The 23969-nt window shown below is 72.0% G+C and carries 21 protein-coding genes; 16 read left to right on the forward strand and 5 right to left on the reverse strand.

Annotated elements, in window-relative coordinates; all coding sequences use genetic code 11:
• Window positions 1-15 precede the first annotated feature (15 nt).
• The 10 genes from BGK67_RS39495 to BGK67_RS25815 all read left to right on the forward strand — a co-directional run bounded on the left by BGK67_RS39495 (window position 16) and on the right by BGK67_RS25815 (window position 12514).
• Window positions 16-3015 (forward strand): type I polyketide synthase, encoded by a 3000-nt coding sequence (locus tag BGK67_RS39495; RefSeq protein ID WP_208948752.1) that lies wholly within the window; start codon window positions 16-18, stop codon window positions 3013-3015.
• Between the two features lie 14 nt (window positions 3016-3029).
• Window positions 3030-3806 (forward strand): arylamine N-acetyltransferase, encoded by a 777-nt coding sequence (locus BGK67_RS25775; RefSeq protein ID WP_079154371.1) that lies wholly within the window; start codon window positions 3030-3032, stop codon window positions 3804-3806.
• A 76-nt stretch (window positions 3807-3882) separates the two neighbouring features.
• Entirely contained in the window at window positions 3883-5229 is a 1347-nt protein-coding gene (locus BGK67_RS25780; RefSeq protein ID WP_208948753.1) for an NAD(P)/FAD-dependent oxidoreductase, read from the forward strand.
• 9 nt (window positions 5230-5238) lie between these two features.
• Complete coding sequence (locus tag BGK67_RS25785; protein ID WP_069922303.1) at window positions 5239-6306, forward strand: 3-dehydroquinate synthase family protein; 1068 nt, start codon at window positions 5239-5241, stop codon at window positions 6304-6306.
• A gap of 1 nt (window position 6307) precedes the next feature.
• On the forward strand, window positions 6308-7558 hold the full coding sequence (locus BGK67_RS25790) for a 3-deoxy-7-phosphoheptulonate synthase (protein WP_069922304.1): 1251 nt from the start codon (window positions 6308-6310) through the stop codon (window positions 7556-7558).
• On the forward strand, window positions 7558-8370 hold the full coding sequence (locus BGK67_RS25795; protein ID WP_069922305.1) for a shikimate dehydrogenase family protein: 813 nt from the start codon (window positions 7558-7560) through the stop codon (window positions 8368-8370). The genes BGK67_RS25790 and BGK67_RS25795 overlap by 1 nt, the downstream gene beginning before the upstream one ends.
• A gap of 225 nt (window positions 8371-8595) precedes the next feature.
• Entirely contained in the window at window positions 8596-9756 is a 1161-nt protein-coding gene (gene rifK, locus BGK67_RS25800; protein WP_069922306.1) for a 3-amino-5-hydroxybenzoate synthase, read from the forward strand.
• A complete protein-coding gene (locus BGK67_RS25805) occupies window positions 9753-10835 on the forward strand; it encodes a Gfo/Idh/MocA family protein (RefSeq protein ID WP_069922307.1) in 1083 nt (360 codons plus the stop codon). The genes rifK and BGK67_RS25805 overlap by 4 nt, the downstream gene beginning before the upstream one ends.
• A 77-nt stretch (window positions 10836-10912) precedes the next feature.
• Window positions 10913-11599, forward strand: coding sequence for an HAD-IA family hydrolase (locus BGK67_RS25810; protein WP_069922308.1), 687 nt, complete (start codon window positions 10913-10915; stop codon window positions 11597-11599).
• Between the two features lie 15 nt (window positions 11600-11614).
• Window positions 11615-12514 carry an ROK family protein gene (locus BGK67_RS25815; RefSeq protein WP_069922309.1) on the forward strand — a complete coding sequence of 300 codons (900 nt, stop codon included), beginning with the start codon at window positions 11615-11617 and terminating at the stop codon, window positions 12512-12514.
• Window positions 12515-12527: 13 nt separating this feature from the next.
• Here BGK67_RS25815 and BGK67_RS25820 read toward each other — a convergent pair whose 3' ends face one another.
• Complete coding sequence (locus tag BGK67_RS25820) at window positions 12528-14171, reverse strand: bifunctional 3-(3-hydroxy-phenyl)propionate/3-hydroxycinnamic acid hydroxylase MhpA (RefSeq protein WP_069922310.1); 1644 nt, start codon at window positions 14169-14171, stop codon at window positions 12528-12530.
• 241 nt (window positions 14172-14412) lie between these two features.
• On the reverse strand, window positions 14413-14610 hold the full coding sequence (locus BGK67_RS25825; RefSeq protein ID WP_069922311.1) for a ferredoxin: 198 nt from the start codon (window positions 14608-14610) through the stop codon (window positions 14413-14415).
• A 197-nt stretch (window positions 14611-14807) separates the two neighbouring features.
• Here BGK67_RS25825 and BGK67_RS25830 point away from each other — a divergent pair, with 197 nt between their 5' ends.
• Window positions 14808-15620, forward strand: coding sequence for a thioesterase II family protein (locus BGK67_RS25830; RefSeq protein WP_069922312.1), 813 nt, complete (start codon window positions 14808-14810; stop codon window positions 15618-15620).
• A 34-nt stretch (window positions 15621-15654) separates the two neighbouring features.
• Complete coding sequence (locus BGK67_RS25835; RefSeq protein ID WP_069922313.1) at window positions 15655-16485, forward strand: metallophosphoesterase family protein; 831 nt, start codon at window positions 15655-15657, stop codon at window positions 16483-16485.
• Between the two features lie 3 nt (window positions 16486-16488).
• Here BGK67_RS25835 and BGK67_RS25840 read toward each other — a convergent pair whose 3' ends face one another.
• Window positions 16489-17805: a helix-turn-helix domain-containing protein gene (locus BGK67_RS25840; RefSeq protein ID WP_079154372.1), complete on the reverse strand. Its 1317-nt coding sequence runs from the start codon at window positions 17803-17805 to the stop codon at window positions 16489-16491.
• 401 nt (window positions 17806-18206) lie between these two features.
• Between BGK67_RS25840 and BGK67_RS25845 the strand changes: the two genes are divergently transcribed.
• Together BGK67_RS25845 and BGK67_RS25850 are read left to right on the forward strand one after the other, a co-directional pair.
• Window positions 18207-18665, forward strand: coding sequence for a type II 3-dehydroquinate dehydratase (locus BGK67_RS25845; RefSeq protein ID WP_069922314.1), 459 nt, complete (start codon window positions 18207-18209; stop codon window positions 18663-18665).
• A 58-nt stretch (window positions 18666-18723) separates the two neighbouring features.
• Entirely contained in the window at window positions 18724-19497 is a 774-nt protein-coding gene (locus tag BGK67_RS25850) for a hypothetical protein (RefSeq protein ID WP_141754050.1), read from the forward strand.
• Here the strand turns inward: BGK67_RS25850 and BGK67_RS25855 are convergent.
• Window positions 19494-20291, reverse strand: a complete 798-nt coding sequence (locus BGK67_RS25855; protein ID WP_069922316.1) for a VOC family protein — start codon at window positions 20289-20291, stop codon at window positions 19494-19496. The genes BGK67_RS25850 and BGK67_RS25855 overlap by 4 nt on opposite strands.
• A 175-nt stretch (window positions 20292-20466) precedes the next feature.
• On the opposite strand from BGK67_RS25855, the gene BGK67_RS25860 reads away from it, so the two are divergent.
• Window positions 20467-21312, forward strand: a complete 846-nt coding sequence (locus BGK67_RS25860) for a sulfurtransferase (protein ID WP_069922317.1) — start codon at window positions 20467-20469, stop codon at window positions 21310-21312.
• Window positions 21313-21507: 195 nt separating this feature from the next.
• On the opposite strand, the gene sepH is transcribed toward BGK67_RS25860, so the two are convergent.
• On the reverse strand, window positions 21508-22533 hold the full coding sequence (sepH, locus tag BGK67_RS25865) for a septation protein SepH (protein WP_069922318.1): 1026 nt from the start codon (window positions 22531-22533) through the stop codon (window positions 21508-21510).
• 528 nt (window positions 22534-23061) lie between these two features.
• Here sepH and BGK67_RS25870 point away from each other — a divergent pair.
• A complete protein-coding gene (locus tag BGK67_RS25870; protein ID WP_069924110.1) occupies window positions 23062-23823 on the forward strand; it encodes a hypothetical protein in 762 nt (253 codons plus the stop codon).
• The last annotated feature ends 146 nt before the right edge of the window (window positions 23824-23969 follow it).

Raw genomic sequence — 23969 nt, forward strand, 5'->3', positions numbered from 1 at the left:
GACCGTCACCGGTACGTGGGTCGAGGACGCCGGGTCCTGGACGGCGGGTACTGGTACCGCAACCTGCGGGGCCAGGTGGGCTTCGGTCCGGCCGTGGCCGACCTCATGGGTCAGGGTCACGGGGTGTTCGTGGAGGTCAGTGCCCATCCGGTGCTGGTCCAGCCGATCACCGAGACCGCCGACGCCACCGACACCGACGCGGTGGTCACCGGTTCGCTGCGCCGCGAGGACGGCGGCCCGCGCAGGCTCCTCGCCTCGATGGCCGAGCTCTTCGTCCGCGGCGTGACCGTGGACTGGACCGGTGTCCTGCCGCAGGCGGCGCAGACCCGGCCCGTCGACCTGCCGACCTACGCCTTCGACCACCAGCACTACTGGATCCGGACGACCGAACGGGCCACCGACGCCGCATCGCTCGGACTGGCCGGGGTCGATCACCCCATGCTGGGCGCGGTGGTACGGCTCCCGCAGTCGGACGGGCTGGTCTTCCCCTCGCGGCTGTCGCTGCGCACGCACCCCTGGCTGGCCGACCACGCCGTGGACGGTGTGGTCATCGTCCCCGGCACGGGTCTGGTGGAGCTCGCGGTGCGCGCCGGTGACGAGGCCGGGTGCCTCGTACTCGAAGAGCTGGTCATCGAGGCACCACTGGTGGTGCCCGAGCACCGCGGCGTCCGGGTCCAGGTCGCGGTGGGCGGACCGAGCGAGAGCGGTGCGCGCACGGTGGAGGTGTACTCCCAGCCCGAGGACGCCGGAGACGGCGGCGCGGATGCGTGGACGCGGCACGCCACCGGCATGCTGGCTGCCACGGTGCAGCCGGGTGGAAGCGGTACCGGGTTCGACTTCGCCGCCTGGCCGCCGGCCGGCGCGCAGCCGGTGGACATCAGCGGTGGCTACGATCTGATCGCGGAGGTCGGCTACGGCTACGGCCCCGCCTTCCAGGCCGTACGGGCGGTGTGGCGGCGCGGCGAGGAACTCTTCGCCGAGGTCGCCCTGCCCGAGGACCAGCGCAAGGAAGCCGGCCGGTTCGGCATCCACCCCGCCCTGCTCGACGCGGCCCTGCACTCGCCCCTGCTGAACGGCGCGGCGGAGCACGCTCCGGCCGGCGGCGCGGCCGAAGGCGACGGCACGGGGCCGGAGCTGCGGCTGCCGTTCGCATGGAACGGGCTGCGGCTGCACGCGGCGGGCGCCTCGGTGCTCCGCGTTCGCCTCGCACAGCCCGAGCCCGGAGCCCTGTCGCTGGAGGCGGCGGACGAGGCCGGTCGCCTGGTGGTGACGATGGACTCGCTGGTGTCCCGTGTGGTGTCCGCCGAGCAGTTGGAGAGGGCGGCCGGCACGGCGCGCACCGACTCGCTCTACCAGGTCGAGTGGACCGAACCGCCCCTGAACCACGGCGCGGAGCCTTCGCCCTCGTGGGTGCCGGTGGCCACGGCCGAACAGGTCGCGACCCTGGCCGACGACGTGCTCTCGGGCATCGCCCCGGCGCCGGCGCTGGCCGTACTGGAAGCCGTCACCACCGACGGCGGGGCCGAGGGGGCCGTCGTCGCACTGGCCGCCCAGGTGCTCGAAGTGGTGCAGTGCTGGCTGGACGGGCCCGGCCTGGAGGAGTCGCGGCTTCTCGTCGTGACGCGTGGCGCGGTCCCCGCCGGGGACGGTGCGGTGACCGACCCGGCCGGTTCGGCGGTGTGGGGTCTGGTGCGTGCCGCCCAGGCCGAGAACCCCGACCGGATCATCCTCGCGGACATCGACCCCGCCGCCGACGGCGGCGCGGAGCCGGTGCTGGGTTCGGTACTGGCCTGCGGTGAACCGCAGATCGCGGTACGGGGAACGACCGTCCTCGTGCCCCGGCTCGTCCGCGCCGCCGATCATCTCCCCGGCGCGCCGGTGGAGTTCGGGCCCGAGGGGACCGTACTGATCTCGGGAGCCGGTTCGCTCGGCGGACTGGTGACCCGGCACCTGGTTTCCCGCCATGGCGTACGGCGTCTGGTGCTGGCCAGCCGTCGGGGTCCGGAGGCGGAGGGTGTGGCGGAGCTGGTCGCCGACCTCGCCGAGCAGGGTGCCGAGGTCTCGGTGGTGGCCTGTGACGTGTCCGACCGCGGCCAGGTCGAGGCCCTGCTGGCCTCCGTACCGGCCGAACACCCGCTGACCGCAGTCGTGCACACCGCGGGCGTGACCGATGACGGTGTGATCGGGACGCTCACGCCGGAGCGGCTGGCGCGGGTGTTCGCTCCCAAGGTGGACGCGGTGCGCCACCTCGACGAGCTGACCCGGGGGCTGAACCTGGACGCGTTCATCGTCTACTCCTCCGTCTCGGCCGTGTTCATGGGCGCGGGCAGCGGCAGCTACGCGGCGGCCAACGCCTTCCTCGACGGTCTGATGGCAAGCCGCCGCGCGGCCGGTGAGCACGGCCTGTCCCTGGCCTGGGGCCTGTGGGACCAGACCACCGGCATGGCGGCCAACACCGACGAGATCGTCAAGGGCCGGCTCAACCGGCGTGGCGGCCTGCTGGCGATGACGCCCACGGAGGGCATGGAGCTGTTCGATGCCGCCCTGGGGTCCGCGCAGGCGCTGCTGGTGCCGGCCAAGTTGGATCTGAAGGCCGTACGGGCCGGCGCGGCCGCCGGCAGCGGGGTCCCGCACATGCTGCGCGGCCTGGTCCGCACGGGCCGGCAGCTGGCGCACACCGAAACCGGCGATGACGGGCGGAAGCTGCACGACCGGCTTGCCGGGCTGACCGCCGCCGAACAGGCGAAGGTGCTGCTCGACCTCGTGCGGGCCCAGGTCGCCACCGTCCTCGGCTACGGCGAGACGTACCACTTCGACGCGGGCCAGGGGCTCTTCGAGATCGGCTTCGACTCCCTCACCGCCATTGAGCTCCGCAACCGGCTCCGGAACATCACCGAGACGAAGCTCTCTCCCAACCTTGTCTTCGACTACCCGACGCCCGGAATGCTCGCCGCATACCTGCACGAGCTGATGTGCGGCGCACAGGCCGCACAGCCCGCCGCTGTCTCCGTCTGAAAGAGGGTGATGACATGTTCGACGTAGATACCTATCTGCAGCGGATCGGCTGCAGCGGAGAAACAGGTGTCGATCTCACGACGCTGCGCAAACTCCACAGGCAGCACGTCATGGCGATTCCGTACAACGGCGTCACCGAGGACTACCGCGACGGAGTGAACCTCGTCGACATCGACGAGGACGCCGTGTTCGAGACGGCGATCGTGGGCCGTCAGGGCGGCACGTGCTTCCAGCTGAACCGTCTGTTCGTCCGCCTCCTGCGTGAACTGGGCTACGAGGTCACGGTGATGGCGGCCGCCACCGCCGAGGGCCGGGAAGCCTTCGGCCTCGACGTCGAGCACATGTTCGGCAGGGTCGCCCTGGGCGGCGAGCAATGGCTGGTCGACGTCGGCTACCCGGGCCCGCACTACATCGAGCCGCTGCTCGTCTCCGACACGGTGCAGACCCAGTACGGGTGCCAATACCGGCTCGTCGAACGGGAATCCGCGATCCTCCTGCAGCGCCGGGGAGCCGCCACCCGGTGGGGCGCGGTCTACACCTTCGCGATGACGCCGCGGCAGTGGACCGACTGGAAGGAGATGGAGGACCGCCTCCGGGAAATCCTTTCGGAACCGAGAAGGGGCGACGGGCAGGACGTCCTCTGCGGCCGCGGTTTCCCGAACGGTCAGGCCGTGTTGAAGGGCCGCCGGTATCTGACGGTCCGTGACGGCCGCGAGCAGGTGCGCACGGTCACGGACGACGAAGAGCACCAGATGCTGATCGCGGGAATCCTCTCCGGCGACCTCGCCTGAACTCACACCACGCACTGCCCCCGCGGCGCAACGCGCCGCGGGCGGCATGAGAACGATTTGGAACAAGAAGGGGAAGATGATGGAAAAGCACACGGCTGACGTAGTAGTGATCGGCGGAGGGCCGGCCGGCGCGGTCAGCGCCCTGGTCCTCGCCCAGCAGGGCCACTCGGTGGTGCTGCTGGAGAAGGACGAGTTCCCCCGGTTCCACATCGGCGAGTCCCTGCTGCCGTACATGATGGGCCTGTTCGACCAGATCGGCCTGCGCAAGACGGTCGAAGCCCAGGGCTACGTCCCCAAATTCGGCGGCGAGTTCATCGACCCGACCGAGAAGAAGTTCTTCGAGGGCGTCTTCCGCGCCGACTTCACCAAGCAGGGTGACGGCCGCCACCCGAGCGCCTTCCAGGTGGAGCGCGCCAAGTTCGACAAGATGCTCACCGAGCAGGCCGCCGAGGCGGGCGCGCAGGTCCTCTTCGGCGCGAACGTGACCGAGCTGCTCATGGACGGTGACCGGATGACCGGCGTCCGCTACCAGCGCGAGGGCCGGGACCACGAGGTCCGTTCGGCCTACGTGATCGACGCGAGCGGCCGGGCCGGCCGGATCGCCAACCGCTTCGGACTGCGCAAGACGCTGGAGAAGCTCCGCATGGTGGCGGTGTTCCGGCACTACGAGGGCCTCGACGAGAGCCACAACCCCGGCGTGGAAGGCGACATCCAGGTCGGCGCCCACGACGACGGCTGGGTCTGGGCGATCCCGCTGTCCAAGGACGCCATCAGCGTCGGCACGGTCATGCCGCGCGACGTGCTTCGGGCGACGACGCAGGAGAAGGCCTTCGAGGAGTTCGTCGCCAGGATCCCGCGGATCACCGCACGCCTGACCGGAACCCGTCCCACCACCGACCTCAAGGTCGAGACCGACTACTGCTACCACTCGGACACGGTCACCGGGCCCGGATGGCTCATGGTCGGCGACGCCGGCTGCTTCGGCGACCCGATGTTCTCCGGCGGTGTGCTGGTGGCGACGACCACCGCCTTCCGCGCGGCCGAGACCGTCGGGGCGGCGCTGGCCGACCCCACGGCGGAGGACCACCTGTTCGAGAAGTACTCCAACTTCTTCAAGACCGGGTACGACACCTACATCCGGCTCATCCACGCCTACTACGACGGCGAGCTGGTCTCCGTGGCGGCCGACGCCGCCCGATCCACGGACCGCGACACCCTGGAGAAGTACCTCGTCCGCCTCATCGGCGGCGACTTCTGGAGCGAGCACAACTCGGTGGCCCAGGAGATGCGGCGCCGTCAGGAATGGGACACCTTCGAGCCGTTCAAGCGCGTCTTCGGCTGCCCGGTGTACCCCGAGCTGGACGAGGCCGACCGCAAGGAGCGGTCCGAGGCGCGCGTCCGCAGGGCGACCGCCGGTAAGTAGGGACACGCCATGGCTTCCATTCCTCTGCGCCTCAGAGACCATTCGTACGACATCCTCATCGGCCCGGGAGTGCGTACGTCGCTCGCCGAGACCGTCCAACGACTGGGCGCCAGACGGGCCGTCGTGGTGTCGGCCCGCCCGGCGGAATGGGTGCCCGACACCGGTGTGGAAACCCTGCTGCTGCCGGCCCGGGACGGCGAGCAGGACAAGACCCTCGCCACGGTGGAGGCGCTGTGCGGTGAGTTCGTACGGTTCGGGCTCACCCGGTCCGATGTCGTCGTCTCCTGCGGCGGCGGCACGACCACCGACGTGGTCGGGCTGGCGGCAGCGCTCTACCACCGGGGCGTGCCCGTGATCCACCTGCCCACGACGCTGCTCGCCCAGGTGGACGCCAGCGTCGGAGGGAAGACGGCGGTGAACCTGCCGGCCGGCAAGAACCTGGTCGGCGCGTACTGGCAGCCCAGCGCGGTGCTGTGCGACACGGACTACCTGTCGACCCTGCCGCGGCGCGAGCTGCTCAACGGTCTCGGCGAGATCGCCCGCTGCCACTTCATCGGTGCGCCGGATCTGCGCGGGCTGCCGCTGGAGGAGCAGATCACCGCCAGCGTGAGCCTCAAGGCCCGCATCGTGGAGACGGACGAGCGGGACACCGGACTACGGCACACGCTCAACTACGGCCACACGCTGGGCCATGCGCTGGAGAAGGCCACCGACTTCGCGCTGCGCCACGGCGAGGGGGTGGCGATCGGAACGGTCTTCGCGGGCCGGCTCGCCGGCGCCCTGGGCCGTATCGACCAGGCGCGGGTGGAGGAACACCTGGACGTCGTGCGGCACTACGGCCTGCCCACCGCCCTGCCGGCCGAGACCGAGACCGAGGTCCTCGTGGACCTGATGCGGCACGACAAGAAGGCGATGACCGGACTCGGCTTCGTTCTGGACGGCCCCGAGGGCGCGGAACTGGTGGGCGACGTGCCTCCCGAGGTGGTCGCGCGGGTCCTGGACCGGATGCCGCGGGCACGGACGGCCGACCTCGTCGGCGACGCCGTGCCCACGGCCTCCACGACCGATGTGGGTTGACATGAAGCTCGTAACCCAGTGGCCGGCCGATCTCGACGGCCCGGCCGGCGCCGCCGAGGCGGTGGACCACCGGCTGTTCGACAGGCTGGAGGCGGCGCTGGCCCGGCCGGCCGCGCAGCAGCCGGTCTGGCGGGACCCCGGGCGGGCCAGGGACGCGGTGGAACTGCTGAGCCGCTCCCGCCCGATCGTGGCGCAGGCCGAGACGGCGCGGCTGCGCACGCGGCTCGCCGCGGTCGCCCGCGGCGAGGCGTTCCTGCTCCAGGGCGGCGACTGCGCCGAGACCTTCGCCGGGAACACCGAAGCCCATGTGCGGGCCAACCTGCGGACGCTCGTGGACATGGCCGCCGTACTGGCCGACGGCACCGGACTGCCCGTCGTCAAGATCGCCCGGATGGCCGGCCAGTACGCCAAGCCCCGCTCCCAGCCCGTCGACGCGCTGGGACTGCCCGTCTACCGCGGCGACCTGGTCAACTCCGTCGAGCCCACGTCCACGGCCCGGACGGCCGACCCGCACCGGATGCTGCGGGCCCACGCCGACGCGGCACGCACGATGGCCCTGGTCCGGTCGTTCCACGACGTCCACGTCAGCCACGAGGCACTCCTGCTCGACTACGAGAGGTCCTCGCTGCGGGTGGACACGACAGGGCCCGTACCCAGGCTGTCCAGCGGGCTCGGGCACTTCCTGTGGATCGGCGAGCGCACCCGCCAGCCCGACGGCGCGCACATCGCGTTCGCGGAACTCCTGTCCAACCCGATCGGCCTCAAGATAGGGCCGGGCACCAGCCCGGAGACGGCCGTCGACTACGTGCGGCGGCTCGACCCGCACCGGGAACCCGGCCGGCTGACGCTGATCAGCCGCATGGGGCACGCACAGGTCAGGGACGTACTGGCGCCGATCGTCGAGAAGGTCACCGCCACCGGCCACCAGGTGATCTGGCAGTGCGATCCGATGCACGGCAACACCCGTACGTCGGCGACCGGGTACAAGACGCGAGACGTTCGGCACATCGCCGACGAGATCGCCGGATTCTTCGAGGTCCACCGGCGGCTGGGCACCCACCCCGGCGGCATCCACGTCGAGGTGACGGGCGACGACGTCACCGAATGCGTCGGCGGGGGAGTGGCCGAAGCCGACCTGCCGGCCCGCTACCTCACGGCCTGCGACCCCCGCCTCAACGCGGAACAGTCGAGACGGCTGGCCTCCACCGTCGCCGGACTGGCCGCGGCCGGCGCGGTCGGGGCGGCCCTGTGATGTCCGGACCGACTCCCGCCCTCCCCATCACCGGCACCACCCGCCTGTACGCCGTGCTGGGGCATCCCATCGCCCAGGTGCAGGCACCCACGCTGATGAACCCGGTCTTCGCGAGCCTGCGGATCGACGCCGTGGTCGTCCCCGTGCACGCCCGGCCGGAGAACCTCGAGCACGTCGTGCGCGGGCTGCAGCGGACGGACAACCTCGACGGCATGTTCATCACGGTGCCCCACAAGGTCGCCGTCCCCCGGCTGGCCGACCGGTGCGGCCCGACCGTGGACATCGTCGGCAGCGCGAACGTGCTGCGCCGGGAGGCCGACGGCAGCTGGCTCGCCGAGAACTTCGACGGGTCGGGTTTCGTGGCGGGCCTCGTCGGAGCCGGCCACGACCCCGGCGGCAGGCGCGCGGCGCTCGTCGGCGCGGGCGGCGCCGGCAGCGCCATCGCCGCGGCGCTCCTGACGGCCGGCGTCGACCGGCTGGGGGTGTACGACTGGGACCCCGCGAAACTCGGCGCTCTGGTCGCCCGCCTCGACGCGCGCTGGCCGGGCCGGGTGGCCGCCCTGGACGGACCGCGGCTGAGCGGCGTCGGCCTCGCCGTGAACGCCACCCCGCTCGGAATGCACCCGGGCGACCCGCTGCCGTTCCCCCTGGACTCCCTGCCGAAGGACTGCGTGGTGGCCGACATCGTCATGAAACCGCGCGAGACGAGGCTCCTTCGGCTGGCGGCTGCACGGGGGCACCGGATCCACCACGGCATTCACATGCTCGAGGGGCAGCTGAATTCCTATCGAGCCTTCTTCGATCTGCACTGAATTCTCCGCGGGACCACCGAATCCGGGGATGCGCAGCCGCAGACGCAAGCTCTACATTGAACCGGTAATTCATCTCTTTCTGACTGCACATGACGCTGCACGGGGCGGAGTGTGCGCCTCTTCCGCGAACTCGACGAAAAGTGCTCGTGCGCGCGTCTTTCCCTGTGGCACGCTGCCCCGCCCGCTTCGCACCCGCGTCGAGTCAGATCCATTACTTGGAGAAACATGAACGTGCGACAGGCGCCGGAATTCCCCCAGTGGCCCCAGTACGACGAGAGCGAGCGGGACGGGCTCGTCCGCGCCCTCGAACAGGGCCAGTGGTGGCGGATGGGCGGGTCCGAAGTCGACTCCTTCGAGAGGGAGTTCGCCGAACACCACGGCGCCGCCCACGCCCTCGCGGTCACCAACGGGACCCACGCACTGGAACTCGCCCTCCAGGTCATGGGCGTCGGCCCGGGCTCCGAAGTCATCGTCCCCGCCTTCACCTTCATCTCGTCCTCCCAGGCGGCGCAGCGGCTCGGCGCCGTCGCCGTCCCGGTGGACGTCGACCCCGACACCTACTCCATCGACGCGGCCGCGGCCGCCGCCGCCGTGACCTCGCGGACCCGCGCGATCATGCCGGTGCACATGGCGGGCTTTCTCGCCGACATGGACGCACTCGCCAAGCTCTCCGCCAACACGGGCGTTCCGCTGCTCCAGGACGCCGCGCACGCCCACGGCGCCCGCTGGCAGGGCAAGCGCGTCGGCGAGCTCGGCTCGGTCGCCGCGTTCAGCTTCCAGAACGGCAAGCTGATGACCGCCGGAGAGGGCGGCGCCGTGCTGTTCCCGGACACGGCGATGTACGAGACCGCCTTCCTGCGGCACAGTTGCGGGCGCCCCCGGACCGACCGCCGGTACATGCACGCGATCGCCGGCTCCAACCTGCGGCTCAACGAGTTCTCCGCGTCGGTGCTCCGGGCCCAGCTGCGCCGCCTGGACGGCCAGATCGCCACGCGTCATGAGCGCTGGGCCCTGCTGTCCGGCCTGCTCGAGTCGATCGACGGGGTGGTCCCGCAGCGCGGCGACGAGCGCACCGACGTCCCCTCGCACTACATGGCGATGTTCCGGGTGCCCGGCATCGGCGAGGACGACCGCAACGCCCTGGTCGACAGGCTCGTGGAAGCCGGCCTGCCGGCGTTCGCCGGATTCCGCGCGATCTACCGCACCGACGCCTTCTGGGAGCTCGGCGCACCGGACACGACCCCGGACGAGCTCGCCGAGCGCTGCCCCCACTCCGAGGCCATCAGCCAGGACTGCATCTGGCTGCACCACCGCACGCTGCTCGCCTCTGAGGAAGACATGCACCTCACAGCCGCGATCATCGCCGACGCTGTGAGCACGGTATGAGCGTGCGGGTCGCCATCGTCGGGCTCGGCTGGGCGGGCCGGGAGCTGTGGCTCCCCCTGCTGAGCGAGCACGCCGACTTCGAAGTGGTGGCCGTCACCGACACCGAACCGGCGGCGCGCGAGGCGTTCGGCGTGGTGCCGGGCATTCCCGTGTACGCGACGCTGGACGCGCTCACCCCCCGGTCGATCGACCTCGCCGTCGTCGCGGTGCCCAACTACCTGCACGCCGAAGTGGCCGCGACCCTGCTCGGCAAGGGCATCTCCGTCTTTCTGGAGAAGCCGGTGTGCCTGACCTCCGAAGAGGCCGGCACTCTGGCGGCCGCCGAACGCAGCGGCGGTGCCATGCTGCTGGCGGGCAGCGCCGCGCCCTACCGCAGCGACGTGGGAGCCCTGGCGCGCCTGGTGCCGGATCTGGGCCACATCCGGCACGTCGACCTGTCGTGGGTCCGCGCACGCGGCATCCCCAAGGCCGGCGGTTGGTTCACCCAGCGCAGCAAGGCCGGCGGCGGTGTGCTGTTCGACCTCGGCTGGCATCTGCTCGACACGCTCGCGTCCCTGCTCGGTCCGGCCCGCTTCGCCGAGGTCGTCGGCGTGACGGCGAACGACTTCGTCAACGTCGGTTCCTGGAGCGCGGCATGGCGCCACGACCAGCCCGTCGCCGATGCCGGCGGCGACGTCGAGGACACCGCCCGCGGCTTCCTCGTCCGCGAGGACGGAGTGTCCGTCGCCCTGCACGCCAGCTGGGCGTCGCACGAGGCCCGGGACGTGTCCCGGATCCAGGTGGTGGGCAGCGAGGGGACCGCCGAGCTGCGGTGCACCTTCGGCTTCAGCCCCAACCGCCACCCCCAGTCGGTGCTGACGCTGACCCGTGAAGGCATCACCATGCCCGTCCCGGTGCCGGACGAGCCCATCGGCAACGAGTACCGGCGACAGCTGGACGGCCTCGCCGCGGTACTGGGGGATCCGGGCAACCGGGGCAGGGCCATCGGCGAGGCCCGTACGACGGTCGGCGTCATCGAGGACTTCTACGCGTCGGCCCGCTCCGCCCGCGTCCGCAACACCGTGCCCGCCTACCGGTAGAAGGCGCGGAATCCAGTGGAACCACGAGTTCCAAGAGAACGACCAGACGTACGGGATGGCATCACGTGACAATTTCAATGACAGGGATACCGGCAACGGCGGCGGAGGCGCCCCGGTCGGTCAGGCGCGCCGTGATCTTCGATCTGGACGGCGTCATCGTCGACAGCTTCGCGGTGATGGAAGAGGCCTTCGCCATCGCGTACAAGGAAGTCGTCGGGGAGGGCCAGGCACCGTTCGAGGAGTACCGGCGCCACCAGGGGCGCTACTTCCCGGACATCATGCGGATCATGGGCCTGCCGCTGGAGATGGAGGCGCCCTTCGTCCGCGAGAGCTACCGGCTCGCGCACCAGGTGCCGGTCTTCGAGGGCATCACCGAGCTGCTGGCGACCCTGCGGTCGCGCCGGTTCAAGCTCGCGGTGGCCACCGGCAAGAGCGGGCCGCGTGCGCGGTCCCTGCTCGAACAGCTGGGCCTGCTGCACTTTTTCGACCACGTGATCGGCTCGGACGAGGTCGCCCACCCGAAGCCCGCCCCGGACATCGTGGTGCGCGCTCTCGAGCTGCTGGAGCTGCCGGCGGAGGAGGCGATCATGATCGGTGACGCACCGACCGACATAGCCAGCGCCCACGGCGCCGGCGTGGCATCGGTCGCGGCGCTCTGGGCCGATGTGGACGACGAGGACGCCCTGCTGGGCGCTCTGCCGGGCGCCGTGCTGTACCGCCCGGACGAACTGCTGGCGCTGTGCCCGCCCGTACCCCGAGGCTGAGGGTCGTCCAAGGGCATGGAGAGGGCACATCACCTCGGTGTCGACATCGGGGGCACCAAGGTCGCCTTCCGGGTGGAGGCCGGCGCGGAGTGCGTCGACGAGTCCGCTTTCCGGTGGGGCCCGCGGCACACCGCCGACCGGGACCTGGCCCAACTCGCCCACCACGTGGAGCAACTGCGGGCCAGGCTCGGAGTACCGCTCCGCGCGGTGGGCGTCGCGATGCCCGGCACCGTCGATCCGGCCGGCCGGGTCACCGCCTGGCCCAGCCGGCCGGAGTGGAACGGGCTCGACCTGGACGCGTCGCTGCGGGCGCTGTTCCCCGAAGCGGCCGTCGCCCGCGCGGACGACGGCGACCTCGGTGCGCTCGCGGAGGCCCGGGAGTCGGGCTGCGACGACCTGCTCTACCTCGGGGTGGGCACCGGCATCGGCGGCGGTCTCGTCCTGCACGGGGCGCTGTGCCCCGGGCTCGGCCGCGGCTCCTTCGAGCTCGGACACGTGATCGTCGCGATGGGCGGTGCGCGGTGCGTCTGCGGCCGCCGGGGATGCCTCCAGGCGATCGCCTCCGGACCGGCCACCCTGGGCCGCGCGGCCGTGCTGCGGGGAGAGCCCGTCCCCTTCGGGGAACTGCGCCGGGCGCTGCGCGAAGGGGCGCCGTGGGCGGTGACCGCGGTCGAGGAGACCTCCCGGGCCCTGGCCGCCGCGGTGTCCGGCGTCCAGGAACTGGTCCATCCCCGACTCGCCCTGATCGGCGGCGGCTTCGCGGCCGGCCTCCCCGAGCTCGTCGGGCTGGTGTCCGGTCACCTCGCCGAGCTGGCCCGCCCGGGCCAACCCCCGCTGCCGGTGGAGCCGGCAGCGCTGGGGGGCCTCTCCTCGTTGCGCGGCGCGGTGGCGCTCGCCCGCCTGGCCGCGCCCTGACCGCGTACGACCGTCAGCCGGCCCGGTGCGGTGCACCGGCCGGCACCGCGGCGCGCAACTGGCCCCGCAGGTCGTCGACCAGTGCCGCGGTGCCGTCCGGGCCGCTCGCGGCACCGAAAACGTGGTAGTCCGGACGGACGAGCAGCGAAGTCGCGCCGAACCGCGCCAGATACGGCCCGTAGACCCCGTCCGCGTCCACCACACCGATCACCTCGGCCGGGCCGTGCTCCTCGGACGCCTCTCCGGGCGGCAGCAGGCGCACCACGTGGGCTCCCAGACCGGCGAGGAAGGAAAGCCGCTCCTCGTCGAGCAGGGTGTGCGGATCGTCGGTGGTCAGCAGGACGAATCCACGGCCGACCACCTCGTCGAACAGCCCGGTGGATCCCCGGCGTGCCACTCGGCCCTGCGGTACGACGGCGCCCGCGGGCGCGTCGGCCGCCTCCGCTCCGGACCGCCGGTGCAGCAGGCCGCCCGAGAGCGCCTTCGCGGGCTCCGGCCGCCCCGTCGGCCTGCCGCGCCGGTTGGCCAGCACCGTGGCATCCCGCTCGGCGGCCGCTGCCGGGTCCGTCACGCAGATCACCCGGCCCAGCTGGACCGATGCCAAGATCGCCTCCTTGGCCTGCGCCCGGCGCTCCTGCGTGTAGCTGTCCAGTACGGACTCGTCCGCGTGGCCGCTGAGCACCAGATCCAGCTTCCATGCCAGGTTGACGACGTCCCGGATGCCGGAGCACATGCCCTGCCCGGCGAAGGGCGGCATGAGATGGGCCGCGTCTCCGGCCAGCAGGACATGCCCCACGCGCCACTGGTCGGCCCAACGGGCCTGGAAGATGTACGTGGTGCTGCGCAGCAGGGTGGCCGTGTCGGGGGTGACGCCGAACGGCGCCAGCAGCCGCCAGGCCGTCTCCTCCCGGTTGAGCTCGGCGGCGCTCTCGCCCGGCAGGCGCATGAACTCCCAGCGCCGGCGCCCGGGGCCGCTGGCCACCACGGTCGTGGGCCTGGCCGGATCGCAGATCTGCACGTTGGTGGGGGTGAACTCGCGCGGCTGGCGCAGTTCGACGTCGCAGAGCAGCCACTCGTAGGAGAACCCGAGGTCCGTCACGGAGACATCGAGGTGGTCGCGCACGAAGCTGTTCGCTCCGTCGCACCCCACGACCCATCGTGCGGACAGGACGCGGGTCGTGTCGTCGTCGGTGGACGCCATCACCTCCACCCGGTCCTCACCGTCGGTGATCTTCACGACCTCGTGCCCGCGCAGCACCGTGATGCCGGGAAGTGCCGCCGCCCTGGCGGCGATCAGCTCCTCCAGGGCCGGCTGGTGCATCGTGTTGGCGTCCGGCCAGCCGTAGGGGCCGGCCGCGGTGAAGGCGATGTCCAGCAGCACCGCGCCGGCCGCGGTCTGCCACTGGTAGCCGTTGGCGGGCTCGGTGACCCGGCCGAGGTCCGGGCCGATGCCGGTGCCGGCCAGCAGCCGGGCCGTCTCCCCGTCGAAGCTGGTGGCCCGCGGGAGCCGGTAGGGCCGGGGGCGGCGTTCGAGCACCGTCACCCGCCAGCCGTGCTGGGCGATCAGCACCGAGAGCGCGGCCCCGATCGGCCCGTTGCCCACGATGACGACGTCCGTGTCCGTCGGATTCGCGTACGTGTCGTGCGTCGTTCGCATGGTTGGCATCGTGCCCCTCGTCGCATGCCGTGGGCAGATCAGTGAGCACTTCGAAGAACGGCGTCAAGGAGACTTCACAGGTCCGCGCTGTTTGAAGGCTGCATTCCGCCACGCTGGAAAATTGCCAGAATGCTATTCCGGCCTCCAATGAGTGTCAAGGACGAATGAAATCCACCGGGTTGGGGGATGTGTGGACGGTCGGAATTGCTCTAACCTCCCGGCGGACCGGACCCTCATCCTTTCATTCGGCCAAGGAGAGCGCCCGGCTCGGACAGAGGTAGACGGCCTCCCGCGCCTTCCGCACCAGGAGTTCTCCCTCAGGTTCGGCGTTCAGTACGACGACCCTGCCGTCGGACTCGTCCTGGTCGAACAGGTCCGGCTCCGTGAACAAGCACTGGCCTGCGCCGATGCATTTCTCGGCGTTCGCGATGATCTTCATGGCGGTTACCTCCCCGGATGGCGTGCCCGCGGGCGCCAACTCCCGCCGGCCACCCACAGACTGACACAGATCCACGCCCTCCGGCGCGCTGCCGCCCGAAGTTCGAGAGGGGCTATCAGATCGGGGGATGTCCCGCCGCCCGCAGCTGTCCTACGCTGGCGGAGAACGAATGCAATTCCGGAAAGGAATTCCTGGCAGTGCCTCAAGCAGCCGAGCAACTCCAGAAGTGGGTCCGCCGGTCCCACCCGGCCCCGAAGGCGAAAGCGCGCCTCGTGTGCCTGCCGCACGCGGGTGGGTCGGCGAGCTTCTACTTTCCGGTGTCCAAAGCGCTCGCGCCCGCGGTGGAGGTGCTGGCGATCCAGTATCCGGGGAGGCAGGACCGGCGCCACGAGCCCAACATCCCCAGCATTCCCGACATGGCCGACCAGATCTTCGCGGCGGTCCGCCCTCTCGACGACCGCCCCCTGGCGCTGTTCGGGCACAGCATGGGCGCCGTTCTCGCGTACGAGGTCGCGCTGCGCATGCAGGACGCCGGCCTCTCCTCGCCCGTACGGCTCTTCACCTCCGGACGGCGGGCCCCCTCCTGCCGCCGTGACGAGCGGATCCCGGTGGAGTCGGACGAGCAGCTGGTGGCCGAACTCCGGAAGCTGAGCGGCACCGACGCGACGATGCTGGCCGATCCCGAACTCCTCGAAATGATCATGCCGGCGATCCGCAGCGACTACGACGCGGTCCTGTCGTACCAGTACGAGCCCGGCCGGAAGCTGGACTGCCCGGTGACGGTGCTCACCGGAGACAGCGACCCGCGGGTCACGGTCGACGAGGCGGCGGCCTGGGAGCATCACACCACCGGCCCGACGGACCTCCACGTCCTGCCGGGAGGCCACTTCTACCTCGTCGACCAGAACGAGCGCGTGATCGAACTTCTTGCGGAGAGACTGGTCCCGCGGGACGCCGCCGCGCCGCCCGGGCCGCGCGGTCTGACGTCCGCACGATCCGCCTCGCCGTGAGGACCCGGTGCCGCTCCGCCAGGAGGAAAGACGTATGACCGGACAACTGCTGGCCATCAGCGACCTCCACCTCAACTACGCGGAGAACCGCGCCCTGGTGGACGGGATGACACCCGGGTCGGACGACGACTGGCTGCTGGTCGCCGGGGACGTGGCCGAGACCGTGGCCGACGTCCGCTGGTGCCTGGGGACCTTCGCGCGCCGCTTCCGCAAGGTCGTCTGGGTCCCGGGCAACCACGAGCTGTGGACCCACCCGAGCGACACCGTCGCCCTGCGCGGCGTCGCACGCTACGAGCACCTGGTCGAGGTGTGCCGCGAACTGGGGGTCGCCACACCGGAGGACCCCTACCCCGTGTGGGAGGGGCCGGCCGGCCCCGTCGCCGTGGCGCCGCTGTTCCTGGGCTACGACTACTCCTTCCTGCCCGCCGGCTGCACCACCAAGCAGGAGGGGCTGGCCTACGCGCACGAGACGGGGGTCGTCTGCCAGGACGAGTACGTCCTCCACCCCGACCCCTACCCGAGCCGCGAGGCCTGGTGCCGGGCCAGGGTCGCCGAGACCGAGCGCCGGCTCGCCGAGATCCCCGAAGACCTGCCCACCGTGCTCGTCAACCACTACCCGCTCCACCGGCACCCGACGGACGTCCTGTGGTACCCGGAGTTCGCCATGTGGTGCGGCACCCGGCTCACCGACGACTGGCACCGCAGGTTCCGCGTGGCCGCCATGGTCTACGGCCACCTCCACATTCCGCGCACCACCTACCACGAGGGCGTCCGCTTCGAGGAGGTCTCCGTGGGATACCCCCGCGAATGGCGCAAGCGCAAGGACCAGCCGGGACGACTGCGCCGCATCCTGCCGACGGAGTAGGGATCACACCGCGGACGTGGGCCCGGCGGCCTCCTCCGCCATGCGGCTCCACGCGCGCGTCAACTCGACGCGCGACGTCACGTTCAGCTTGCGGAAGATCTTCTTCAGGTGGAACGCCACCGTATGACCGGAGATGAACAGATGCCCGCCGACCTGGGAGTTGGTGAATCCGTGGCTCACCAACTCGGCCACCGCCGCCTCGGTCTCGGTGAGCGAGCCGGGGTTCGCACCGCCCTGGCCGGCGTAGCGCGGGTAGCGGCCGCGCCGCACCCCGAGCGAGCGGAGTTTGCTCACGACCCGGCGGGCGTCACGGGGAGCCCCGGCGTTCGTGTACCCGTCCACCGCCCGTTCGAGGATCTCCACCGCCCGGTCGCGTTCCTGGCTCAGGGCGGACAGCAGCTTTCCGGCGTCCTCGTGGGCGGACGCGCCGGCCCACGGGTCCAGATGCGCCTCGCCCGCGGCCATGAGTCGATCGGGATGGCCGTCGAGCAGCCCGCCAGCGTGCGTCGCCGCCGCTTCGATCGAACGGAGCCCGGGGTTGCGGGCGGCGAGGCCGGAAGCCTCGGACGCCACCCGCCGGGCGAGGGAAGCGTCCCCCAGTTCCCGCGTGGCCCGCACCAGCCAGGCCGCGGCGGCCGGCTGCGAGGACAGGAGCTCCGACAGGAGCTGGTCGTCCGTGACGATGCCCACGATGAAATGGGCGGCGCTCTTCGCCCCGCCCTGGACCTCGAGGAGTTGAGCGGCGGCCCAGGCGTGCTGGCCGGGCCGGTCCGTCGTCCGCCCCAGAAGGGCGTGGTCCCGCAGCTGGTCCACGAACTCCAGGCTCACGCTCGTGTTGCCCTGCCGCAGAGCGCCGAGCGCCATCACCGTGTGCGCGTCGGGAAGCAGGCAGTGGAGACCGGCCCGCTGCGCCTTGTGCACACCCCTGGCCACCGCATCGACAGCGGCCCCCACGTCCCCCTGGGCCAGCGCGAGGTCTCCCGCGCACATCAGCGAAGCGGCCACGAGTCCGTCCGCGTCCACGGCGCCGACCGTCAGCTCCTCCATCCGGCCGAGCGTGCGCGCCGCGGACACCAGCTCGCGGACCCGGACCAGCAAGGCGGCGTGCCACACCGTGGCCGGCCCCGCGCAGTCACCCGCGCATTCGCTTTCTGCTTGGCAGGCCGTATCGGCCAGGCGCAGGGCCTCCGTGAGTTCGCCGCGGGACCAGGCGGAAAAGGAGAGCGCGGAAAGTCCGACAGTCTCGCACGAAGTGCCGTCGCAAGCCCGTACGGCGGAAAAGGCGAAGGGCAGCTCCGAACGGAACAGTGAATCGAGCATCACATCTCCTGTCAGGGAATCGTCGTTCACGCTGCGTCGTTCCCGTGGTGGCACCGGCAGAGTTCTCGGCGGAGCCTAGGTCGGCCGTGCTCAGGAACCCCTCGAGAGGGAAACGGGATCGGCCGGACGGGCGGCGATCGCGGGAGGCGCGCGCGGCACGGACCGGGCCCGGCGGTCCCATCAGCCCTGGCGCACCGCCGCCCCGCCCGCGAAGGGGGCGCACGGCGCGCACGAGCCGCTCTCCAGCGCGGCGCGAGCCGGTCCCGAGCCGAGCTGCCGCGATTCCCCGACGGCGCCGCCGGGACTATCAGTTCTGATGATGGTGCGCCGCCGACGGCGCCGACACCATGGACAGGTTCTCAGTTGCCGACGATGTGAAGAACGAAGAACGAGGTGTCCTTTTGAGTGCCGTACTTCTCTTGAACGGTCCCAACCTGGGAATTCTGGGACGGCGCGAGCCGGAGATATACGGCACCGACACGCTGTCGGACATAGAGGAGGCGGTCGCCGAAGAGGTGAGGGTCAGCGGATGGGACGTCATCTCCGTCCAGCACGACTCGGAAGGCGACCTCGTCCGGGCCGTTCACGAGCACAACGACAGCACGGTCGGCGCCATCGTCAATCCCGGCGCGCTCATGATCGCCGGGTGGAGTCTGCGCGACGCCCTGGCGAGCTATTCCCCGCCCTGGGTCGAGGTGCACCTCAGCAACGTCTGGGCCCGCGAACAGTTCCGGCACGAATCGGTGATCGCCCCGCTGGCCAGCGGAGTGGTGGTCGGCCTCGGCGCCTTCGGCTACCGCCTGGCCGCCCGGGCACTGATGCACCTGTCGGAGACGGGGACGGGTAACCCCCGTGCGTGAGACGGGAGTTCGACCGGTCCTATGATGCGGTGATCATCATCATGGGGGGACGACCGCGTTGAGTTCACACCGACCCGCGTACCGGCCCGCGCACCCGCCCGGTCCCGCGCCGGTCCGCACTCCCGGCTGGGTCCGGGTGGTCCGGGCGCCGTTCGATCTCGCGGCCCGCATCCACCGGCCCGGCCGCCCCGACCGGATCGTGGACGAGGCCATCCGGCGTGCGCAGATCGCCCGAACCGCCATCGGCCTGCTGGCCGGCTTCTGGCTGGTGCTGTCCTACCCGCTGCGGGAGGGCGCGGGCGGCGTCGTCGAGGACAAGTTCGCCGAAGTGCTCGTCAGCGCCGGGCTGTTGCTCGTGATCGGACCGCTCGCACTCGGCGCCTTCGTGCTGTCCGCGCGGCCGCCGGGCCCCGCCTTCTACCGCGCTCGCCTGCGCGGACCGGCCACCGCCATCGGGGCGCTCCTCGCCACCGTCCTGGTGATGTCCTACGGGCTGCCGTACGCGGGCACCTTCGCGTTCGGCCTGGGAGCGATCGCCGGGCTCTTCTTCATCCCCTTCGCGCTCGCCTCGGCGGTTCTCTGCGTCCACCACGCCTTCCGGACCGCCGACGTCCACGAGGTGCTGCCGCCGCTGCTCTCGCCCCTGCTGGTCTGGTCGCTGTTCTTCGTGCAGCTCTTCGACGACGCGCCCGTCAGCGCGCCGCTCGCCGTGCGCGTGCTGTTCCTGCTGGCGCCGCCTCTCTCGGTGACCGCGCTCTCACTGTGGGAACTGCGCCGGCTGCGCGTCCGCCACGGCGTCACGGTCCGGCTCGCCCTCGGGCGCCAGGGCTAAGCCGAGGTCCGCGACCGCGACCGTACGAGCGCGAAGGCCGCGCCCTCCGGGTCCGCGACCGTGGCCACCCGGCCGGTGAGGCCCTCGCGGGCCGGCTCCAGGATCCGGCCGCCCAGCTCGCGGACCCGGGCGGCTGCGGCGTCGGTGTCCTCGACCTCGAAGTACGCCATCCAGTGCGGGCCCCGGTCGTGCGGCAACGACCGGCCGACGCCGTGCACGGCGGCCACCGGGCGGCCCTCCAGGAGCAGGGTCACGTAGTCGAAGTCGTCCGAGGCGGTGGAGTGCGTCTGCGCCTCGTGGCCGAAGACGTGCTCGTAGAACTTGCCGACCGTCGAGGTGTCCTGGGTGACCAGCTCGTTCCACACCGGCGTGCCCGGGGCGCCGTGCAGCCGGGTGCCCATGTGGCTCTGCGCCTGCCACAGCCCGAAGATCGCGCCCAGCGGGTCGGAGCAGATCGCCACCCGCCCCGCGATGCCCGCGTCCAGCGGACCCACCGCGACCGTCCCGCCGCATGAGCGGATCGTCTCGGCCGTGGCGTCGGCGTCGTCCGTGGCCAGGTACGTGGTCCAGGCGACCGGAAGATGGCGGTCCGGCGGCATCTCGCCGATGCCGGCCACCTCGCGCCCGTCCAAGAGGGCCCGGACGTACGGGCCGAGCTGCTCGGGGCCCGGCTCGTACTCCCAGCCGAACAGGTCGGCGTAGAAGTCCTCGGTGGTTCCGAGCCCGTGCACCATGAGGCTCACCCAGCACGGGGTGCCGGGTGTGCGCCGCGTTGCCTTCGCTGCCTCGGTCATGTCCACCGTCTCCTCCGTCGTGCCGTTGCCGCTGCTGATGCTTCCACTCCGGGGGGCCCGGCGCGCCCCGACCGGGCCGCACTTTCGGGGCCCGCGAGGAGATGACCGGATCGGTGCGCCCCCCCTGGTGACGGGTTTGTTACCCCGGTGCCGGGCGGGGAGGAAGATGGCCCGTATGACTGCGACCACAGCGATCCTCTCCGCCGCCGAACTCATGAGCGAGCTGGCCGGTTCCCGGCCTCCCGTGCTGCTGGACATCCGCTGGCAGCTGGGCGGCCCCGACCAGCGCCCCGCGTACGAGGCCGGACACCTGCCGGGCGCGGTGTACGTCGACCTCGACCGCGAACTCGCTGGTCCGGCCGGGTCGGGCGGGCGCCACCCGCTGCCGGACCCGGAGGCCTTCGGGGCGGTGATGCGGCGGGCCGGGGTCTCGGCGGGGGTGCCGGTGGTCGTGTACGACGGCGGCCAGGGCTGGGCGGCGGCCCGGGCGTGGTGGCTGTTGCGCTGGACGGGCCACGAGGACGTACGGGTCCTGGACGGCGGCCTGGCCGCGTGGACGTCAGCGGGGGGTGACGTGTCGGCTGACCGGGTGATTCCCGTGGAGGGCGATTTCAAGCCAAATCCGGGAGCCATCGGGCTGCTGGACGCGGACGGAGCGGCCGCGCGGGCGCGTGCCGGGGTGCTCCTGGACGCGCGGGCGGGGGAGCGGTACCGCGGGGAGGTCGAGCCGATCGACCCGGTCGGCGGCCACATCCCGGGTGCGCTGTCGGCCCCGACCACGGAGAACGTGGGGCCGGACGGCCGTTTCCTGCCGGCCGACACCCTGCGGGCGCGTTTCACCGCGCTCGGTGCGTCGGGCGGTACCCCGGTGGGCGTGTACTGCGGCTCGGGGGTCTCCGGGGCCCACGAGGTGCTGGCGCTGGAGGTCGCGGGCATCGCCGCCGACCTGTACGCGGGCAGCTGGTCGCAGTGGTCCTCCGACCCGGCCCGTCCGGTGGCCACGGGCCCGGCACCGCAGTAGCGGCGGGAGCGGTTCGCCCGCGGGAGCCTGCCGTCCTCCGCCGGGTCCCGGTCCCCGCGGACCCGCAACGGGCCCCGGCCCGCGGGCGTCTTCCCGCCGACCGCCGACCGCCGACCGCCGACCGCCGACCGCCGACCGCCGACCGCTGCCCCGCCGGGCCGTCCCGCCCCGGACCCGGGGCGGGACGGGTGTCCGCTACTCCTGCTTCTTGCGGCGGGTGCCGAAGACGATCTCGTCCCAGCTGGGCACCGCCGCCCGGCGCCCGGGGCGGACCCCGTCCGCCTCGGCCTGCCGGTCGGTCGTTCCCGTCAGCCGGTCGCGGTGGCCCGCCACCGTACGCGGCATCAGCACGTCGGCGTACGCGGAGCCCGCGCCCGCCGAGGCGGCCGGAGCCGGCGGCTCCTCGGCCTCGTCCTCCGCTGCCGCCGCCGGCTCGGTGGTCCGCTCCGGGACCACCATGTCGCCGCGGAAGCTCGGCACCGCCTCCAGCAGGCTGGTCAGCGTGTCCCGCTCCTCCTCCGGATCCGGCGGAGCAGGCGCGGCCGGCCGTTCCAACTGGCGGTCGAGCGCGCGGTCCAGCGGCCGGTCGCGCGGCAGCCGCGCGATCCTCGGCACGAAGGGGAAGCTGGGCTCAGGCGTGGCGGGCAGGTCGTCGGACTCGCCGATCAGCGAGCGCGCCTCGTCGTCCACGGCCACGACGAGCCGGCGCGGCGGGTCGTACGTCCAGCTCGCCGAGTGCGGCTCTCCCGCGACCAGGTAGACGAGGAGGACCTCCCAGGTGCCGTCGTCGCGGCGCCAGGAGTCCCACTGCACGGACTCCTTCTCGGCCCCGCGCAGGGTGAGCCGCTCCTGCACGGCCTCGCCGAGCTGGGGTCCGGTGTTCTCGCCGGGCCGGCGCACGGGCGTCTTGCGGGCGCGCTCGGCCATGAACGCGCGCTCGGCGAGCACCGGGCCCTCGAAGCGGCGTACGCGGTCGACGGGGATGCCGGCGAGTTGGGCGACCTCCTCCGCGGAGGCACCGGCCCGTATGCGGGCCTGGATGTCGCGGGGGCGGAGGTGGCTCTCCACCTCGATCTCGATCTGGTTCAGGCGCGCGCGGTCGTTGCGCACGGCGGCCCGCAGCCGTTCGTCGATCGGAAGCGTGTACTCCGTGCTGTCCCCAGCCTTGAGCACCAGTCGTGTGCCGTCATTTGAGACGGCCACGACACGCAGTTCGGGCATGGGGACCTCCCGGGTGGTGCCTGCCGACGTCACGTGCGTCGCTGCTTCCGCTAGTCGAGTGTGGCCTGCCCGGGTGCAGCCTGCCACAACCTTGCCGAGTTAAACCGGCGTGTCGGGCATGCGCCCTTGATCGCCGTTATGGCACGGTTACCTGTTGGGTACGCACAGTGACCGAACGGTTACTGTGCGCAGCAGGCACCCGTGCGATACCGCGGCATCACCGGTCTTTGAGCGCCGTTTTCCATCAACCGGCCCCCTCTCCCGAGTCCGGACATCCGTAAGGAAGGACGGCCCCAGGGCTCGTCACAGTACTCCATTCGGGCCACCTGGGTGGACCGCCGCGCCGCCGAACTTATCCCCGACGGCGTGAGTTGGGCTGCCCTCCGGCGGGCCCCACCTGCACCCGTGCCCGTTTCCGGGTGTCTTGCTTCACATAATCCACAGAAACGGAACTAATCGTTTCGCTCAGGTGTCGGTAACTCCTGAAGGGTTCCGGCGCGGGAGAGGCAGGACACACAGGGGATGGCGATGGGTCAGAAGTCGGCGCACGACGCCGAACCGGAGAAGAAGAAGCTGGACCTGAGCGCCGCTCAGGTGGCCGGCAGCTCGCTCGCCACCGTCGCGGCGGCCCTGCTCGCCTCGCAGATGGGGGTCTACGGGACCATCCTGGGCGCCGGCGTGGTCAGCGTGGTCGCCACCGCCGGCGGCCCCGTCATCCAGCACTTCTTCCGGCGGACCGGCGACCAGATCCGCGAGACCGCCCGCCCCAGGGCCGGGCGGATACCGCTGCCCGAGGACACCCTGCCGTCCGGGGAGTTCGGCGAGGCCACCGTGCACGGCACCCGGGTGAGGGGCTGGAAGCGCACGGCCGTCGCCTCCGGGCTGGCCTTCGCCGTCGCCATCGGCGGGATCGGCGCCTACGAGACCCTGACCGGCGACTCGGTCAGCCGCGACGACCGCACCGTGCTGTCCGGGGGTACGGAGAAGGCCCGCAACCACGCCCCCGAGACACCGCAGCAGCACCCCGGCGGCAACGGCGGGCAGGGCGACGGCGAGCCGGGCAGGGAGGGCAACGGAGGCGGGGCAGGCAAGGCAGAGTCCACTCCCCCCAGCTCCCCGCAGCCGTCGCACTCGCCCGGCGACGGCGGCGCCTCACCCGCCCCGGACCCGTCCCGACCGGTGGACCCGACGCCCAGCCCGTCCCCGTCGAAGCACACCCCGCCGCCGCAGTCCACGGCCCCGCCGGCACCGAGCACGCAGCCGTCGGCGAGGGGGTCCGCCACTCCCTGACCCGGGACGCCCGTCCCTGGGGACGGCTAGTGCTGTGACCGGGAGGGTGCACCGGGTCGCGGCCCCCGGCACGGCACCTCGCCGCGTTGTCGGGCCACGCGAGTACGTCCGGTACGAGCCGTGGCCCTCCGCCTTGCGATGCACCG

Source organism: Streptomyces subrutilus (assembly GCF_001746425.1).
In the GTDB taxonomy this organism is placed as follows: Bacteria; Actinomycetota; Actinomycetes; order Streptomycetales; family Streptomycetaceae; genus Streptomyces; species Streptomyces subrutilus_A.

What these genes read in the sequence shown, in the direction of transcription:
- BGK67_RS25775 (WP_079154371.1), top strand. Translation starts at nt 3,030, where the DNA reads ATGTTCGACGTAGATACCTATCTGCAGCGGATCGGCTGCAGCGGAGAA.
- BGK67_RS25780 (WP_208948753.1), top strand. Translation starts at nt 3,883, where the DNA reads ATGATGGAAAAGCACACGGCTGACGTAGTAGTGATCGGCGGAGGGCCG.
- BGK67_RS25785 (WP_069922303.1), top strand. Translation starts at nt 5,239, where the DNA reads ATGGCTTCCATTCCTCTGCGCCTCAGAGACCATTCGTACGACATCCTC.
- BGK67_RS25790 (WP_069922304.1), top strand. Translation starts at nt 6,308, where the DNA reads ATGAAGCTCGTAACCCAGTGGCCGGCCGATCTCGACGGCCCGGCCGGC.
- BGK67_RS25795 (WP_069922305.1), top strand. Translation starts at nt 7,558, where the DNA reads ATGTCCGGACCGACTCCCGCCCTCCCCATCACCGGCACCACCCGCCTG.
- rifK (WP_069922306.1), top strand. Translation starts at nt 8,596, where the DNA reads ATGAACGTGCGACAGGCGCCGGAATTCCCCCAGTGGCCCCAGTACGAC.
- BGK67_RS25805 (WP_069922307.1), top strand. Translation starts at nt 9,753, where the DNA reads ATGAGCGTGCGGGTCGCCATCGTCGGGCTCGGCTGGGCGGGCCGGGAG.
- BGK67_RS25810 (WP_069922308.1), top strand. Translation starts at nt 10,913, where the DNA reads ATGACAGGGATACCGGCAACGGCGGCGGAGGCGCCCCGGTCGGTCAGG.
- BGK67_RS25815 (WP_069922309.1), top strand. Translation starts at nt 11,615, where the DNA reads ATGGAGAGGGCACATCACCTCGGTGTCGACATCGGGGGCACCAAGGTC.
- BGK67_RS25820 (WP_069922310.1), bottom strand. Translation starts at nt 14,171, where the DNA reads ATGCGAACGACGCACGACACGTACGCGAATCCGACGGACACGGACGTC.
- BGK67_RS25825 (WP_069922311.1), bottom strand. Translation starts at nt 14,610, where the DNA reads ATGAAGATCATCGCGAACGCCGAGAAATGCATCGGCGCAGGCCAGTGC.
- BGK67_RS25835 (WP_069922313.1), top strand. Translation starts at nt 15,655, where the DNA reads ATGACCGGACAACTGCTGGCCATCAGCGACCTCCACCTCAACTACGCG.
- BGK67_RS25840 (WP_079154372.1), bottom strand. Translation starts at nt 17,805, where the DNA reads ATGCTCGATTCACTGTTCCGTTCGGAGCTGCCCTTCGCCTTTTCCGCC.
- BGK67_RS25855 (WP_069922316.1), bottom strand. Translation starts at nt 20,291, where the DNA reads ATGACCGAGGCAGCGAAGGCAACGCGGCGCACACCCGGCACCCCGTGC.
- BGK67_RS25860 (WP_069922317.1), top strand. Translation starts at nt 20,467, where the DNA reads ATGACTGCGACCACAGCGATCCTCTCCGCCGCCGAACTCATGAGCGAG.
- sepH (WP_069922318.1), bottom strand. Translation starts at nt 22,533, where the DNA reads ATGCCCGAACTGCGTGTCGTGGCCGTCTCAAATGACGGCACACGACTG.
- BGK67_RS25870 (WP_069924110.1), top strand. Translation starts at nt 23,062, where the DNA reads ATGGGTCAGAAGTCGGCGCACGACGCCGAACCGGAGAAGAAGAAGCTG.